9 protein-coding genes are annotated in these 14,172 nt (G+C 46.5%); 5 read left to right on the top strand and 4 right to left on the bottom strand.

Annotated elements, in window-relative coordinates; genetic code table 11:
* Positions 1–253: 253 nt before the first annotated feature.
* Entirely contained in the window at positions 254–1,504 is a 1,251-nt protein-coding gene (gene gltS / locus BQ5453_RS12860) for a sodium/glutamate symporter (protein ID WP_071123486.1), read from the top strand.
* 84 nt (positions 1,505–1,588) lie between these two features.
* Here gltS and BQ5453_RS12855 read toward each other — a convergent pair whose 3' ends face one another.
* Genes BQ5453_RS12855 through BQ5453_RS12845 form a run of 3 tightly spaced genes read right to left on the bottom strand, consistent with a single transcriptional unit; the run spans position 1,589 to position 8,662 of the window.
* Positions 1,589–6,064, bottom strand: coding sequence for a translocation/assembly module TamB domain-containing protein (locus tag BQ5453_RS12855; protein WP_143033415.1), 4,476 nt, complete (start codon positions 6,062–6,064; stop codon positions 1,589–1,591).
* A 17-nt stretch (positions 6,065–6,081) separates the two neighbouring features.
* Complete coding sequence (locus BQ5453_RS12850) at positions 6,082–7,719, bottom strand: ABC transporter ATP-binding protein (RefSeq protein ID WP_071123484.1); 1,638 nt, start codon at positions 7,717–7,719, stop codon at positions 6,082–6,084.
* Between the two features lie 52 nt (positions 7,720–7,771).
* Positions 7,772–8,662, bottom strand: coding sequence for an NAD kinase (locus BQ5453_RS12845; RefSeq protein WP_071123483.1), 891 nt, complete (start codon positions 8,660–8,662; stop codon positions 7,772–7,774).
* Positions 8,663–8,816: 154 nt separating this feature from the next.
* Here BQ5453_RS12845 and BQ5453_RS12840 point away from each other — a divergent pair, with 154 nt between their 5' ends.
* The 4 genes from BQ5453_RS12840 (at position 8,817) to BQ5453_RS14715 (ending at position 13,426) form a co-directional block, all read left to right on the top strand.
* Positions 8,817–9,530 (top strand): pyridoxine 5'-phosphate synthase, encoded by a 714-nt coding sequence (locus BQ5453_RS12840; protein ID WP_071123482.1) that lies wholly within the window; start codon positions 8,817–8,819, stop codon positions 9,528–9,530.
* A gap of 143 nt (positions 9,531–9,673) precedes the next feature.
* A complete protein-coding gene (locus BQ5453_RS12835; RefSeq protein WP_022102105.1) occupies positions 9,674–10,258 on the top strand; it encodes a DJ-1 family glyoxalase III in 585 nt (194 codons plus the stop codon).
* Between the two features lie 16 nt (positions 10,259–10,274).
* The gene (recG, locus tag BQ5453_RS12830) at positions 10,275–12,374 is read left to right on the top strand and encodes an ATP-dependent DNA helicase RecG (RefSeq protein WP_071123481.1); all 2,100 of its coding nucleotides are present in this window, start codon (positions 10,275–10,277) and stop codon (positions 12,372–12,374) included.
* Positions 12,375–12,853: 479 nt separating this feature from the next.
* Entirely contained in the window at positions 12,854–13,426 is a 573-nt protein-coding gene (locus tag BQ5453_RS14715; RefSeq protein ID WP_317039479.1) for a hypothetical protein, read from the top strand.
* Between the two features lie 118 nt (positions 13,427–13,544).
* On the opposite strand, the gene BQ5453_RS12820 is transcribed toward BQ5453_RS14715, so the two are convergent.
* Positions 13,545–14,126 (bottom strand): 7-carboxy-7-deazaguanine synthase QueE, encoded by a 582-nt coding sequence (locus tag BQ5453_RS12820; protein WP_071123671.1) that lies wholly within the window; start codon positions 14,124–14,126, stop codon positions 13,545–13,547.
* Positions 14,127–14,172: the final 46 nt, after the last annotated feature.

The following is a 14,172-nucleotide window of genomic DNA, read 5'->3' as shown; positions in this document are numbered from 1 at the left end:
TTGGTATGGTGATATGTGCAAAGGTAAAACTTATAGTTCTGATGTGGCAACTTTAGGTGAGCTTTTTGTAAGCAAATATAGACGAAATGCTTAATTTTGCACACCTGTAAAATGGAAGCTCAAATAGCTTTGCAATTCGTCGGGGTTTGGCCATTGTTTGTGCCAATGAACAAATGAACTTGATAAGGCTGTTGTCGCGTTTGTTGAAAATTATCATCAAAATTAAATCCTAATTAAGACAAAAAGTAAATAGATGAAAAGTGTGTTGGAGCTTGATATGCTGCAAACGGCTGGTTTGGGCGCGTTGGCATTGGTGTTGGGCATGTGTTTGACGCGTAGGGTGAAATGGTTGCAGCGGTTTTGCATACCGTCTCCTGTGTCGGGAGGCATTGTGTTTTCGGTAGTGTCGCTTATGCTTTACAAATTGTGGAACGTAGAGCTGTTTTTTGATGGCACGCTGAAGGATGTGTTTATGCTTGTATTCTTTACTTCGGTAGGTTTTCAGTCAAACTTGAAGGTGCTGCGTCGTGGTGGCAGTACGTTGTTGCTGATGTTGGGTGTTTTAGCCTTTATAATAGTGGTGCAGAACGTATTGCCGTTGGGCATAGCGTGGATTATGGGCGTCAACCCCCTGGTGGGAATGGCTGCGGGGTCAATTTCCATGGCCGGCGGTCATGGCACGGCTGGTGGCTTTAGTGCTGTGCTTGAGGGTATGGGGCTGTCTGGTGCGGGCACCATCGCTATGGCGGCAGCCACGTTCGGCTTGATAATGGGTTCGGTAACGGGTGGCCCGTTGGCAGAACGCTTGATACGCACAAAATTGACGGCAGAGCATCTTGAACCGAAAGACTACAAGGTGGATCCTGCTATGGCGGGACTTGAAAGCGACGAGGCATCACCCGCTGGGCGTGCAAAGCATATAAGCAGCAACGAACAAGAATTTCAACAGTATGCCAAGGCCACGTATGCGTTGCTTGTAGTAGTGGCTGCGGGTTCGCTGATGAGTTGGCTGTTACAACAGACGGGGGTGACTTTCCCGACCTACTTTGGGGCATTGATTGTGGCAGCTATAGTACGCAATGTGGCAGAAGCTTGTAAATTGACGCCAAAAATGGAACTTGATAAAATCGTTAGTGTTGGCAATATATGTTTGTCTGTATTTTTGGGTATGGCCATGGTGTCGTTAAAGCTGTGGGAACTCGAATCGCTTGCTTTGCCGCTGGTAGTGATGCTTGTGGCGCAGGTTGTGGCGATGGCTTTAATTGCGTATTTTGTGGCGTTCAACATATTGGGCCGCGACTATGATGCGGCGGTGCTGGTAGCAGGCATTTGTGGTTTCGGGCTTGGAGCTACTCCTAATGCCATGGCCAATATGAGTGCTGTGTGTTACAAGTATCATTATTCGGTAAAGCCTTTCTTGATTGTGCCGATTATTGGAGCCATGTTTGTGGATTTAATCAACACTGGCTTTATTACAATGTTCTTGAATTGGATAGGGGCTTGATTTTGTAATTGCGAATGAGGCGGTGGCAACAGCGTTTTTTTAATGCTGTTGCCACCGCCTCATTTTGTGCGTATAGAGTATGGGTTATTTCTGCCTTTTCTTAGAGTCTCGCTTGAAGAGTTCCTTCAGCTTGTTAAACTCGCGTTGTAAGGTGATGCCAATGCCTTGGGTTGTAAGTGATGATTTTGTAAAATATCGGTCGTTTGTTTCGCTGTATGCACGCAGGCTGACGCTGCCGCGTGGAGTTAGCAGGTAGCGTATGTCAAAGTCGCCTACAAAGTTTGTGCTATAGGTGGAGCTCTCGCGGTAGCCGAAGTTTCCGTTGAATAGCAGACGGTCGTTGAATAGGCGTCCTTGTACCAGGCCGTCAACTTCGCTGTTGTTCCACCCCTCAGTGCCAGGCATGAAGTTTGTGCCAAAGCTCCATTTGGAGTTATTACCTAACATGGAGGATATGGCAGAGTTAAGTTGCCCTGTGAGGGTGGTGGACAGGAACGAACGCATGGCTGCGCTTGACTGCTGCTGTGCTTGATTGTTGATGTTAGCTCCTGTTGCGGTGTTTGTGGTAGTCATGAAACGTCCCATGCCAAGCAAGCACATCACTTGTTTGCTCATGTCCTCGTCTGTTGATATGAGCTGGTGTACCATTTGTTTCTCGTCGTCAGAGATGTTGTGCAGATCCAAATCAAAGTCTACCTTAGGCGCACGCGCCACGCCTCCAATGTTGAGTATGCAGTCGGCTTTTACCATCTTGTTAGAGAACCCCGCACCATAATTGAGGTCGTTGAGAGAGACGCCATTCACGGTATATAGTGCTTTGAGGTTGAGCCGGGCGTTAAGTGGGTCGCCAGCAAATGTGATGCTGCTGCCGTCCTGCAACTTTAGGCTCTTCTTTATAATGTCTTGCAGACTGATGTTGTAATCGCCACGCACGAGGGTGTAGCTGCCGTATATGTCGAAGCCACCTTTGTTGTGCCATCGTGCACGAAGCGGGCCTTGGCCCCAGGCTGTAATGGCATCGCCAGATTTGCCATCGGTAATTATTTTTATTTGTGTGGCTGGCGTGAGGTCGATCATGAAGTTTAATTGCATGTCGGTAGGCTCGTTGCCGGCGGTGGTTGGGGGGGCTTGGTGTATGCGAAGGGTGTCAGCATTTGGCATGATGAGGCCGGCGGGTGCTTGTTGTTGCATGGCGTGGAAGCGTATCATGCGGTCGTCCTTTGATAATGCTGTCTGATTGTCGAGGTTGTATGTAAATTGGCTTGGCGCATCAGGACGTAGTGCGATGTCGGCCGTGAAGTGTGATGGCCACCCCGCCAGGTGAATGTTGCCTGTGGCAGATGTTGTGCAGAAGAATGGTAGTTCTGCCTGTTGGGGCTGATCGTAGCACAACATGTGATTGGCGGTGATGTCGAATGTGTAGTTGAGTTTTTTGAGGTGGGTGTGTCTGAGTACACCATTGGCTTTGCCTTTTCCAGAATGCTTGTCGTAGAGGTTGAAATCGTTGAAGACGAAAGCACCAGGCTCGAAACGCACATTGCCGTCTTGCACCTTGTAATTGACACCAGTGGCCAATACTTTGGCTTGACAGTTGGCGGAAACTTCGCCTTCGAAATCGAGCTTTTTGAATGGGCCATAAAGGTGTATATGGCCTGTGGCGTCGCCTTTGAAATCGCCAAAGATGCCGTCTATGTAGCGGTTGAGAAATGCCAAATCGGTGTGATGGGGGGTTATGTTCAGGCTGAGCCCTTTTTCGGCCAGCGATACGTAGCCATGCACTTGTGTGCCATAGTTGGGGGTGTGGGGCAGTTTCATGTCTGCATCGATGTTGATGCGGTTTTCCCCCTTGTTCCAATTGGCATGTATGTTGGCATACCCCATAAGCCCGTTGTTGAACGTGAAATGGGGAATGGTCAGATTGGCATGGAATTGGGGTTGGTGTTCCTTTTGTGTGAAGATGGCCTGCCCGGTAGCTCTGCCGCCAAACGATACAGCGTCAAAATTTATGAGATTGAGTATGTAGTCAATGTCAATGCCGTTGAGGCTGGCTACAATTGAGTCGCTCTGGCCGGGGGCTATCATGCCATCAATCGTGAGTGATTGGCTGGCGTGGCTGAGTTGTATGCCTGACATGGCAAGGCGCTTGTTGATGTATGACAGATGTCCGGAAGCAATATGCCAAATTGTGTCGGACAGGGCGAATTGCGTGGGACTGATATCCATGTTCAGGTTCACGCCATTACGTGAAGGCACAAATTCGGTAGTGCTTTCAACTGATCCGTAGTATTGGTCCTTGTCCTCTTGGTTGCTCCAACTTAGCTGTGTGTGTAGCGCGCCATGACGGGTCGTGAGATTGGCTGCAATACGGTAGTTGCTATTGGCAATGGCTTTTTGTGTCTGAATTAGGCAATGATAGTCTTGGCCTTGGCCCGACAGATAGATGCTTGGACGTATGAACGCTTGCGAGGATACGTTTAACTGGTTGGTGAAGGCTACAATAGATGTACGGCCCATGGGGGCAAAGGTGCCATGAATGTGTAGTGGGCCGTCTGTAGTAAATTTTATATTTGCCAATTTGTAGAGTGCTTCGGCATCTTTAAGCTTGGCGTTGATTAGCCATTGATCGTGTGGGGTGAGGGGCGGGTATGGTTGTGCTTTGTCGACAAGGCCGGGCAAACTGCGGTTGAGCACATCGGTCACACTTTGTTTGATGCGCTCTAATGACATGTTACCTTCAATGTAAGCGTCGGCAAAATCGCTTTGTATTTTCAGAGTTTGCCGATTAGTGTTGTCGGAAGTGATGGAAGCATTAAATTGGTTGAGGCTGTAGTTGCCTCGTGGCCCATTTTGTATGTCGAGGTTGTTAATCTGCAGCGTGCCATGTGGCAGTGCCCCTTTTTGCCATTTATCCAGGTCGGCTTTGATGTGTGCGCTGACTTGGGCTTGGTGCAAAGGGGTACTTTTGAGGCCAAGATTGGCAAGGTGAAGGTTTTGTATGTTTATATCAGCGTTGCCACCAACAATTTGCTTGCCAACCAACGAAAGCTTGGCTAAGGCATTGAATTTTGCGTTGGGGTCGTTACTGTTTATGTCGAATTGGGTGGTTCGTGGTGTGTGGTCTGCTTCGATTTCTATGTTGCGGAATTTATAATTGTTCCACGTAAATGCCGGTGCTTGTAGCTTTATGCTAACGCTCTCAAGACGCTTGTTTGCAACAATGGTGGCTCGTATGTCGGCCATTGCATCTATTTGCGTCGGCAGCGACTTGTTGGCGAGCAACTTGTCGAGAGCGAATGATTTGACGTTGATGTGGGAACTGGCATGTTGTCCTTTGATGCTTGCGCTGGCTGTAAGATGCCCAATGGCAGTTTGCACGTCAAGGGTTGTTTGAGTTGTTCCACCTGCCTGGTATGCTGCATTCCCTTTAATGTCAATGTCTCCGACCGCCTTTATGATGTTTTGACTTTTGTTGTCAAGCTTAACCCACGACAGCAGATTGGATGTAAGTGCTTTGCTCACGTGGCATTGGCTGAGCGTGAGGTAAAGTTCTTGTACACGTTTGGGAGCATATTTCAACGTGATATCAGCTTTCAAACGGCTGTCATGTTGCTTGTCTGTGATGGTAAGTTGGTTGAGCTGCAACTTGCCAGGAGTTAGCAGTAATGTTGTAGAAATGCGCAGAGTAAGGTCTTTGCCTTTTGGCGTGTTGCCTAACAGCGGTCGAATGTCAGCGGTCGAAACTTGTATTTTGTTGAGTGTCGCGCCTATGCGCAATGTGTGGGGGAGTTGGTCTATGCCACGTTGAATGTTGTAGGTTGCCAGGAGTGAACCCTGGCGTATGTGTGTATGGGGCATATCGAGGCTGAAATCTTCGATGTCGGCGGCAGTAGGGGTTGCTGAGAATTTGAAGTGCATATCGTTCAGACATAAACCTGATTGCTCCTTAAACGATAGCGCACGTACACGCAGGTCAAGTTGCTTGGTAGTAATATTCTTGAGGCTGATGTTGGCGTTGATGTCAGCCAGACCTATATGCGAGGGGTTGAACTTGTGGGGAGTATGTGGTAAGAAACGCTTGTCGTAACGAATGTTGACACGGCGTAGAATAATGGAGTTGATACGCAGGTTGATGCCCGATTTTGGTTTGTGGTCTTTGCTTGCAAAGGCATCTATCAGAAATTGGTAGTTTGCTGCGCTGTCAGCTTTTTGTTGGTAAAGGTTGACATCGGCATCAAGCAACGACACCGTGCGCAGTGACAGTTGTTGCTTGAAGAGGGAACGCAATTCTATTTTTGTGGTAGCGAGGTGGGCTTTCAATAATATTTCGTGTTGTCTGTCGCTTATGCAAATATTGTTGATTATTAAGCGATTGAATAGCCCTATTTGTATATTATCAATGCTTACCTTGCTGCCTATCTTATGACTTAGCTCTTGTGCAACATAGTTGGACAACATTTTGTTGGTTGGAGCATAGTTAAGTATGCCCAACAACAAAATGTATGCGCCAAGAATGGTGCATACGAGCGTGCGTAATATGTTGCGAATTTTTAAGGACTTCAAAGTGGTGGGTGGTGTTATTACAACTCTAATTTTTGAGTGGCATACTTGAGCACTTGTGGCCGGTGTGTGATGAAAATCAATGTGCGGTGTGGGTAGTGCGTGATGATGCGTTGCAGCACAATCTCCTCGGTGGTGGGGTCGAGTGATGAAGTGGCTTCGTCAAAGATGAATATATTGCCATCGGACAGCAATGCTCGGGCAATTGCAATGCGTTGGGCCTGGCCTTCGGAGAGGCCGTCGCCAGTTTCACCACAGATGGTGTCGAGTCCGTCAGCTTTTTTGAACACGAAGTCGGCTGCAGCAATGTGCAGTGCTTGCTTCAGTCCCTCGTCGGTGGCTGAGGGGTTGCCTTGTAGCAAGTTACTGCGAATGGTTCCGGAAAAGAGTGTGTTGCCTTGCGGCACGTACGCAAAATTTGTACGCATGTGGGGCATCATAGGGTAGTTGTTCCCTTGTGAGTCGGTGATGACAATGTTGCCCTCGATGGGTGTAACGAGTGAGAGTAACAAGCGAATTAGTGTTGTCTTGCCTGCTCCAGTTTCTCCCACGATGGCAGTGACGCTGCCCGCGGGAAATTTGTAATTAAAATGATTGAATATCAGTCGCGATTTGTGCGTGTATTGAAATTTTACATCAGTTAGGTTCAGTTGCAGTGGTGGTGTCAGCTTGAGTGGCGGACACTGCTCTTCTTGGGGCAGTTCTTCTAATTCCATCAATCTCTCTGCCGCGGTGAACGAGGCGATGAATACAGGAATGAATTTTGAAAGATTGCGTACGGGGCCTTGTATCTGTCCAACTAATTGTATGAAGGCAAGCATGGCGCCATAGGTTATGAGCCCTTTTGACAAGTTTGTTGCGCCCCATGCGAATGTGACAAAGTAACCGGTGGCAAAACCCAGGTTGAGCAGACTTGATGAAATGGTTGAAAGTTTGGTACGTTTGAGTATTGTTGCGTGCAGGCGTGATTGTTGTGACGAAAGTTTTGTTGTGAAAAAGTCGACACGTTGTAATGTCTTGACAATCAATACATGTTGTAGCGTTTCTTGAAGTATAGATTGAATGCAGCTTTCCTCGTTGCGAGCCTCGTGAGTAAGGTTGCGCATTCTTTTGAAATAGAGTTTGCTACTGATGATGAAGAATGGCACTACGCATACGATAATGATAGCGAGTGTGCTATCCATAAAGAATAGAAAGAAAAATGCGCCGACAAATTGAGTGAATGTGGTGATAAACGAAGGTATGCTCTCAGTGGCAAAACTTACCACGTCGTTGACGTCGCGCTCCAATCTGTTTGTAAGGTTGCCTGTGTGAAATGTTTTGAGCGTGGCCCATTGCCCTTGCAACAATTTGGTAAATATGTGTTGGCGCATGCGGTTTTGGGCTTTTACTCCCAGTATAGCGCTGATCCAGCGTGACGAAAGGCTTGTCAGTATGCGTAGTAGCATGATAGTACCAATAAGCACTAATGCCTGGTTAAGTGTGCATGCTTGTGTTTGATGTGTAGCTGCGTCAACTGCCAATTTTGTGGCCCACACGAATGCAAGGTCAAGGAAAACGAGCAGCACGCCAACTATAGTGTTGAGTGTCGCTTGCAATTTATATCCTTTAAGCTGTGTGAGCAAGTAGCGTATGATGTGTGGTATGGGGCGTGTCATGCTGGCTATATGTGTGTGCTTGTGGGGGTTGCTTTGCGTTTCGCCTGTCTATTTAATTGCGTTGGTCCGCTCCCCACATGAGTTTGTCTCGTAGCGTTTCGAAAAAGTGCTTGTGCTTGATTTTGACAACGTTAATGGTATGTGGCGCACGGTGTATACTAATGATGGTGCTGTGTGGCAGACTCTCGCTTTGACCGTCGCATGCCAAGAGAAAATTCTTGGTACGGCTGCACACTTCAAGTCTGATTTCAACATCATCGCGCACCACAACGGGGCGTACCGACAGACTGTGTGGGGCAATTGGGGCTATGCAGAATGTGCCCGACTGTGGTACCAATATAGGACCGCCCACACTCAGTGAATAGCCTGTTGACCCTGTGGGGGTAGCAACAATCAGGCCGTCAGCCAAATAGTTGGTCAGAAAATGGCCGTTGACGTATGTGCTGATTTCGATTAACGATGAATTGTCGTGTTTAAGTACGGCTACCTCGTTTAGGGCGTAGGGGTAAAAGTTTGAGAGCTCTCCGTTTTTAAGTACGGCCAGAGCTTTGCGATTTTCCACCACGTAATCACCTTGGCACAATGCTTCGAGCGATTCGTCAATAGCATTTGGCGAGACATCGGCAAGGAAACCGAGCCGTCCGGTGTTTACACCTAAAATGGGTATGCCGCGTGTGCCAATCATAGAGGCGGTACCGAGAAATGTCCCATCTCCGCCAATAGATATGGCTGCGTCTGCATCGCATAGCTCGCAGTTGCTGAAAATTTCGGTCTGTGCAAGGTCTATTCCAAGTTTGTCGCGTAGAAATAGGGCAAATTGTTCTTCAACAGAAATGTGTACATCAAGACTCTGCAATTTCTTTAAGATAGCTGTCACATATTGGTTCTTTTTGGTTTGGAATATGTTGCCGAAAATAGCTATTTTAAGATGAGAGTACTTCATATATGGATAAAATATCTTAATTGTTCGTCTAATTCTATTAAATGTTAGTATTGCGATGCCGCTTGAAAGGCAAAAAAACAGTACTTTTGTAATTCAAAGCAAAAACTAACAAGCGCAAATTTACGTTTTTCGTTGGATATAACGAATAGTAACCATGACAAAGTTAAGTGTAAATATCAATAAAGTGGCCACGCTCCGCAATGCGCGTGGCGGAAATAATCCTGATGTTGTGCGTGTGGCGCTGGACTGTGAAAAATTTGGTGCTCAAGGCATAACCGTGCATCCCCGTCCTGATGAGCGGCATATACGTCATCAAGACGTGTTTGACTTACGCCCAAGATTGTCCACTGAGTTTAATATAGAGGGTAATCCGAGTGATGATTTTTGCTCTTTGGTGTTAAAGGCAAAACCCGACCAGGTGACACTTGTGCCGGACGCGCCAGACCAACTTACCTCAAATCATGGTTGGAATACGATAAAGCATGAGGTTTTTTTGCGCGATGTGGTAGGACGGTTTAAGGCTGCGGGCATCAGGGTGAGCATCTTCATAGATGCACAACCAGTGCTGGCAGATTATGCAAAAAAAGTCGGTGCTGACCGTGTGGAGTTGTATACAGAACCTTATGCGGCCAATTATGCAGCCAATAGGGAGGAAGCAATAGCCCCTTTTGTACAGACAGCTATTCATTGCCGTGAAATAGGGCTGGGCTTGAATGCCGGACACGACTTGAGTTTGCAAAACCTTGCCTACTTTCACCAGCAGATACCATGGGTTGATGAGGTGAGTATAGGGCATGCCTTGATTTGTGATGCCTTGTATTTGGGCTTGCGTGAAACGATAAGTGAATATTTGGCTTGCTTGAAATGACCTGCAAGTTGAATGGTTGATAAAAATATAAGCTAAGCGGTTGCTTTCGGCAAGTCATAAAAGCTTGCTATAAATATTAAATATCAGAAGTTGTGAATGCTGCTAAGGCTGCGTTCCAACGGTGTTGAACATAAAATTACAAAATGATTTACCTTATTCTTGCTGATGGCTTTGAGGAAATGGAGGCCATAGGCACTATTGACATTTTGCGTCGCTGCGGTTTGCAGGTGCAGACCTTGAGTATAACTGGCAAACGTGTGGTTGTGAGCGCACGTGGCGTGATAGTTAAGGCTGATAGTTTGTTCCGAAAAAATCACTTGATACATTGTGATGCGCTAATATTGCCAGGTGGCTTGAAGGGCGCTGAAACGATGAATAAAAATGCGGTGTTGCGCTTGGCTATTAGTCAGCAGTGTCATGAGGGTACTATTATTGCGGCCATTTGTGCAGCACCGATGGTACTGGGCACAGCGGGCGTGTTGAAAGGAAAGCACGCTACCATATATCCAGGCATGGAGGAGCATATCGAAGGCGCAATTTGTCATAGAGAGGCTTATGTGATAGAGCACGACAATGTAATCACTGCAGCCGGCCCTGCAGCCACGCGTTTGTTTGCTTGTGCCATAGCACGTCGGCTTGTGTCAAATCCAACGATAGTAGAGCAGATTGAAAGCGATATGCTGTTTGAGGGATATGACAAGTCGCAAGAGCAGGTGCTTCGGTTCTGATTGATGATAAACACACATGTTTGATCCGCTGCAGACAGATATTAAATACTTGAAGGGTGTTGGACCCTTAAGGGCAAAGACGTTGGGTGAGGATTTGAATATCTTCACCCTTCGTGACTTGTTGTACAACTTTCCCTACAAGTATATAGACCGTAGTGTCATTCATCAAATAAAGAATTTGACAGATGGCATGCCTTATGTACTGCTACGTGGCCAAATTGTGTCAAAAAATATCGAAGGAACAGGGCGGCGTGAGAGGCTCGTTGCTCTGTTTTCGGACGGTACGGGCTATGTGGAGCTTGTGTGGTTCAATTGCATCAAAACGCTTGAAAAGAAACTTGCCTTCAACCATACCTATGTGTTATTAGGCAAGCCCACGAGCTTTAATGGCAGAATTAGTATCGCTCACCCCGAATTGGAGGACGCACAGACAACAGAGTCGCAGCCTCTGACCATGCAGCCTCACTATCACACATCAGAGCGTATGAAGCGTCAAGGCTTTAGTTCACGTACGATGGGTGAACTCGTAGGCCGCGCTTTTGACATGCTTCATGGCAAGCCTCTTGCAGAGACGCTCCCTCAATACATGATATCCGAATATCATTTGATGGGGGTGGACGAGGCCATACACAAGGTGCATCGTCCGCGGTGTGCAAATGAATTGCCAGAGGCAAGCCGACGCCTGAAGTTTGAGGAACTCTTTTACTTGCAACTCGACATTTTGCAGTATACGCAAAATCGCAAGTTGCATTATGACGGGTTCGTCTTTAGCAAGGTTGGCGACTACTTTATGCGCTTTTATAATGAGCGTTTGCCTTTCGAACTTACGAATGCGCAAAAGCGTGTGGTAAAGGAAGTACGTAAGGACGTGGCTACAGGTAGCCAAATGAACAGACTGTTGCAAGGCGATGTTGGCAGTGGTAAAACCATGGTGGCATTGTTGTGCTGCCTTTTAGCACTCGACAATGGCTTTCAGGCTTGCATAATGGCACCTACAGAAATCCTTGCAGAACAGCATTATCAGTCAATAGTAGAACAAATTGGTGAATTGCCAATCAAAGTTGATTTGTTGACAGGTGATGTAAAGGGCAAGCGCCGTAAGGCAGTACTCGATGGTGTGGCTGATGGTAGTGTCAAAATACTTGTAGGTACGCATGCACTAATTGAACCATCGGTGTCGTTTCTTAATTTGGGCTTTGTTGTAATTGATGAGCAGCACCGTTTTGGTGTGAAACAACGTGCCAAATTGTGGGGGAAAAATGTACGGCCGCCCCATATATTGGTAATGACCGCCACTCCCATTCCGCGTACATTGGCCATGACCGTATATGGAGATTTGGACGTGAGCGTGATAGACGAATTGCCTCCCGGTCGTAAACCCGTGCAAACGGTGCATTACAGGCAAACCGACCGTGGTAAATTGTATCAGGGCATTCGTTATCAGTTGCAGTTAGGACGGCAAGTCTATGTGGTGTATCCCTTAATAAAAGAAAACGAAAAGCTCGATTTACGCGATGCCGAAACAGGTTATAACCAACTGGTAGATGTGTTCAGAGACTACAAGGTTGGCATAGTTCATGGCAAGATGAAACCTGTTGACAAGGAGAATGTGATGAGGGCGTTCAAAAAAGGCGATATCCACATATTGGTGTCGACAACGGTTATCGAGGTTGGGGTGAATGTGCCCAATGCTTCTGTCATGGTTATTGAAAATGCTGAACGGTTCGGTCTGGCTCAGCTGCACCAATTACGTGGCCGTGTTGGTCGTGGCGCAGAACAATCGTACTGTATACTGATGACCAAGGACAACCTTAGTGATACATCAAGTCGCCGTATGCGTGTGATGGTTGACAGTACAGATGGCTTTGTGATAGCAGAGGAAGACATGAAATTGCGTGGTCCTGGTGATATCGAAGGAACGGCGCAGAGTGGAATGCCTTTTGACCTTAAAATAGCCAACATTGTCAAAGATCAAGAGTTGCTTGAGGTAGCACGTGAGGCTGCCTCGCAAGTGCTGGTAGGTGACCCTCATCATAATTTGCCACAAAATGAGGTGGTATGGGCACAGTTGGCACGGTTAAAAAAGACGCAAATCAACTTCTCAGCCATATCATAAATAGTTTCTGTGGCTTTTTGTTGAGAGTGCACCCGTTGTTGAGAGTGCACCCGTAAATATATAAAATGTACGAAGGTATGAATGCAGTGGTACGTTTTTTGAAAAATTGGACTTTGCCCGTGGCTATCACGGTAGGAGCTTTGGCTTATTTCGCCTATTCAAATTGTCCTTATCTTCAGTTTACAAAACCTTATGCTATGCCGGTTGTATCAATAGTGCAACCGCTGCTGATATTTTCAATGTTATTCTTATCGTTTTGTAAAATTGATGTGTGCGATTTGCGTCCCAAAATGTCGCATCTGTGGTTGTTGCTCATACAAATAGCCAGTTTCGCTGCAATATGTTTGTCGCTTTATTTATTCCCGCACATCAAATGTGGTGTCGTGCTCGAAGCAGCAGCATTGTGTTTGATATGCCCGACGGCTACTTCGGCATCGGTTGTTACTTTGAAACTGAAGGGTGATGGGGCAGACATAACCATGTATACATTGCTAATCAATCTCATGGTAGCCTTAGTTGTGCCAATTTTCGTGCCTTTAATCAACCATCATTCATCAGATTTGGGCTTTTTGCAGTATTTTTGGCAGATAATGGCCAAGGTGTTCCCGCTACTTATATGTCCGCTCATAGCCGCGCAACTTGTAAGACACTTTTTGCCGCGTTTGCACAAGTTGCTGACATCGTTCCATGACCTTGCTTTTTATTTGTGGGCTGTGGCCTTAGGCATAGCCATAGCAGTTACGGTGCGCAGCATAGTACATACCAATCATTCGATTGGCGAGCTCTCTGCCATAGCTGTGGTGTCATTAGTTTGTTGTGCTTTACAATTTGGTTTAGGGCGTTTGATAGGCCGACATTATCAAACCCCTGTAAGTAGTTGCCAGGCTTTAGGACAAAAAAATACAGTCTTTGCCATTTGGTTGGGGTATACGTTTCTCAATCCCGTAACTTCCATTGCAGGCGGATTTTATAGCATTTGGCATAATTTGTACAATACGTACCAACTGCGCAAGCAAGCCACCGGCAAGAATTGTAAATCAGTTAAACAATAAAGTTCGCTTCTTGTGGGAGGCAAATTCATGGCATATGACGTTTTATGGGTGGTTCTAAAAATCTGTTTTCAGAATTATTAGAACCACCCTTATATGATATTCATTGCCCGTAATACATTTATCTGATATCCAGAATTTTGTGCATCTGAAGGGATAAACGCCATTTGGGGTTTGCTTTACAAAATTCGATAGTGTCTTTAATTAGTTGCTTGTTACGCAAGTCGTCTCCTGTGTCACAAGGTTGTAAAAAATAGTGATCGGAATGTACAGTTGGGTAGGGGGCAGGTTGCATTCCGTTGTACACTAATTTTAATTCGTTACAATGTTTGATTATCACTTTTGCTGTGTTCGTGTTCACAAAAGTGTCCTTTGGCGATAACGTAATCCAGTCAATGTTTTCGGGAATGTTGTGCGTACCATTTGTTTCGATTGCCACGAACTTGCCACATTCGTGCAATTTGTCTATCAGGCTTGCTGTGAGTTGCAGTGAGGGTTCGCCGCCTGTTATCACGACATGCTTGGCTGGGTATTTTGCAGCTTCGCCGGCTATCTCGTCTTCACTCATTTCTTGTCCATGCTGATGGTTCGTGTCACAGAAAGGACACTTCAAGTTGCACCCCGAAAAGCGTATGAACACAGCGGGCGTTCCGGTAAAGAAGCCCTCGCCTTGTAATGAATAAAATATCTCGTTAATCCTCATGTGTGTCTTATGAAGCATATTTTACAACAGGAACTTTGAACATGGC

The sequence above is a fragment of the Prevotellamassilia timonensis genome (assembly GCF_900106785.1).
Lineage (GTDB): Bacteria > Bacteroidota > Bacteroidia > Bacteroidales > Bacteroidaceae > Alloprevotella > Alloprevotella timonensis.
This window is presented reverse-complemented; position numbering and strand designations above follow the sequence as displayed.

Excerpts from the sequence above, each read along its gene's own strand:
- gltS (WP_071123486.1), top strand. The coding sequence starts at position 254 with ATGAAAAGTGTGTTGGAGCTTGATATGCTGCAAACGGCTGGTTTGGGC.
- BQ5453_RS12850 (WP_071123484.1), bottom strand. The coding sequence starts at position 7,719 with ATGACACGCCCCATACCACACATCATACGCTACTTGCTCACACAGCTT.
- BQ5453_RS12845 (WP_071123483.1), bottom strand. The coding sequence starts at position 8,662 with ATGAAGTACTCTCATCTTAAAATAGCTATTTTCGGCAACATATTCCAA.
- BQ5453_RS12840 (WP_071123482.1), top strand. The coding sequence starts at position 8,817 with ATGACAAAGTTAAGTGTAAATATCAATAAAGTGGCCACGCTCCGCAAT.
- BQ5453_RS12835 (WP_022102105.1), top strand. The coding sequence starts at position 9,674 with ATGATTTACCTTATTCTTGCTGATGGCTTTGAGGAAATGGAGGCCATA.
- recG (WP_071123481.1), top strand. The coding sequence starts at position 10,275 with ATGTTTGATCCGCTGCAGACAGATATTAAATACTTGAAGGGTGTTGGA.
- BQ5453_RS14715 (WP_317039479.1), top strand. The coding sequence starts at position 12,854 with ATGTATACATTGCTAATCAATCTCATGGTAGCCTTAGTTGTGCCAATT.
- BQ5453_RS12820 (WP_071123671.1), bottom strand. The coding sequence starts at position 14,126 with ATGAGGATTAACGAGATATTTTATTCATTACAAGGCGAGGGCTTCTTT.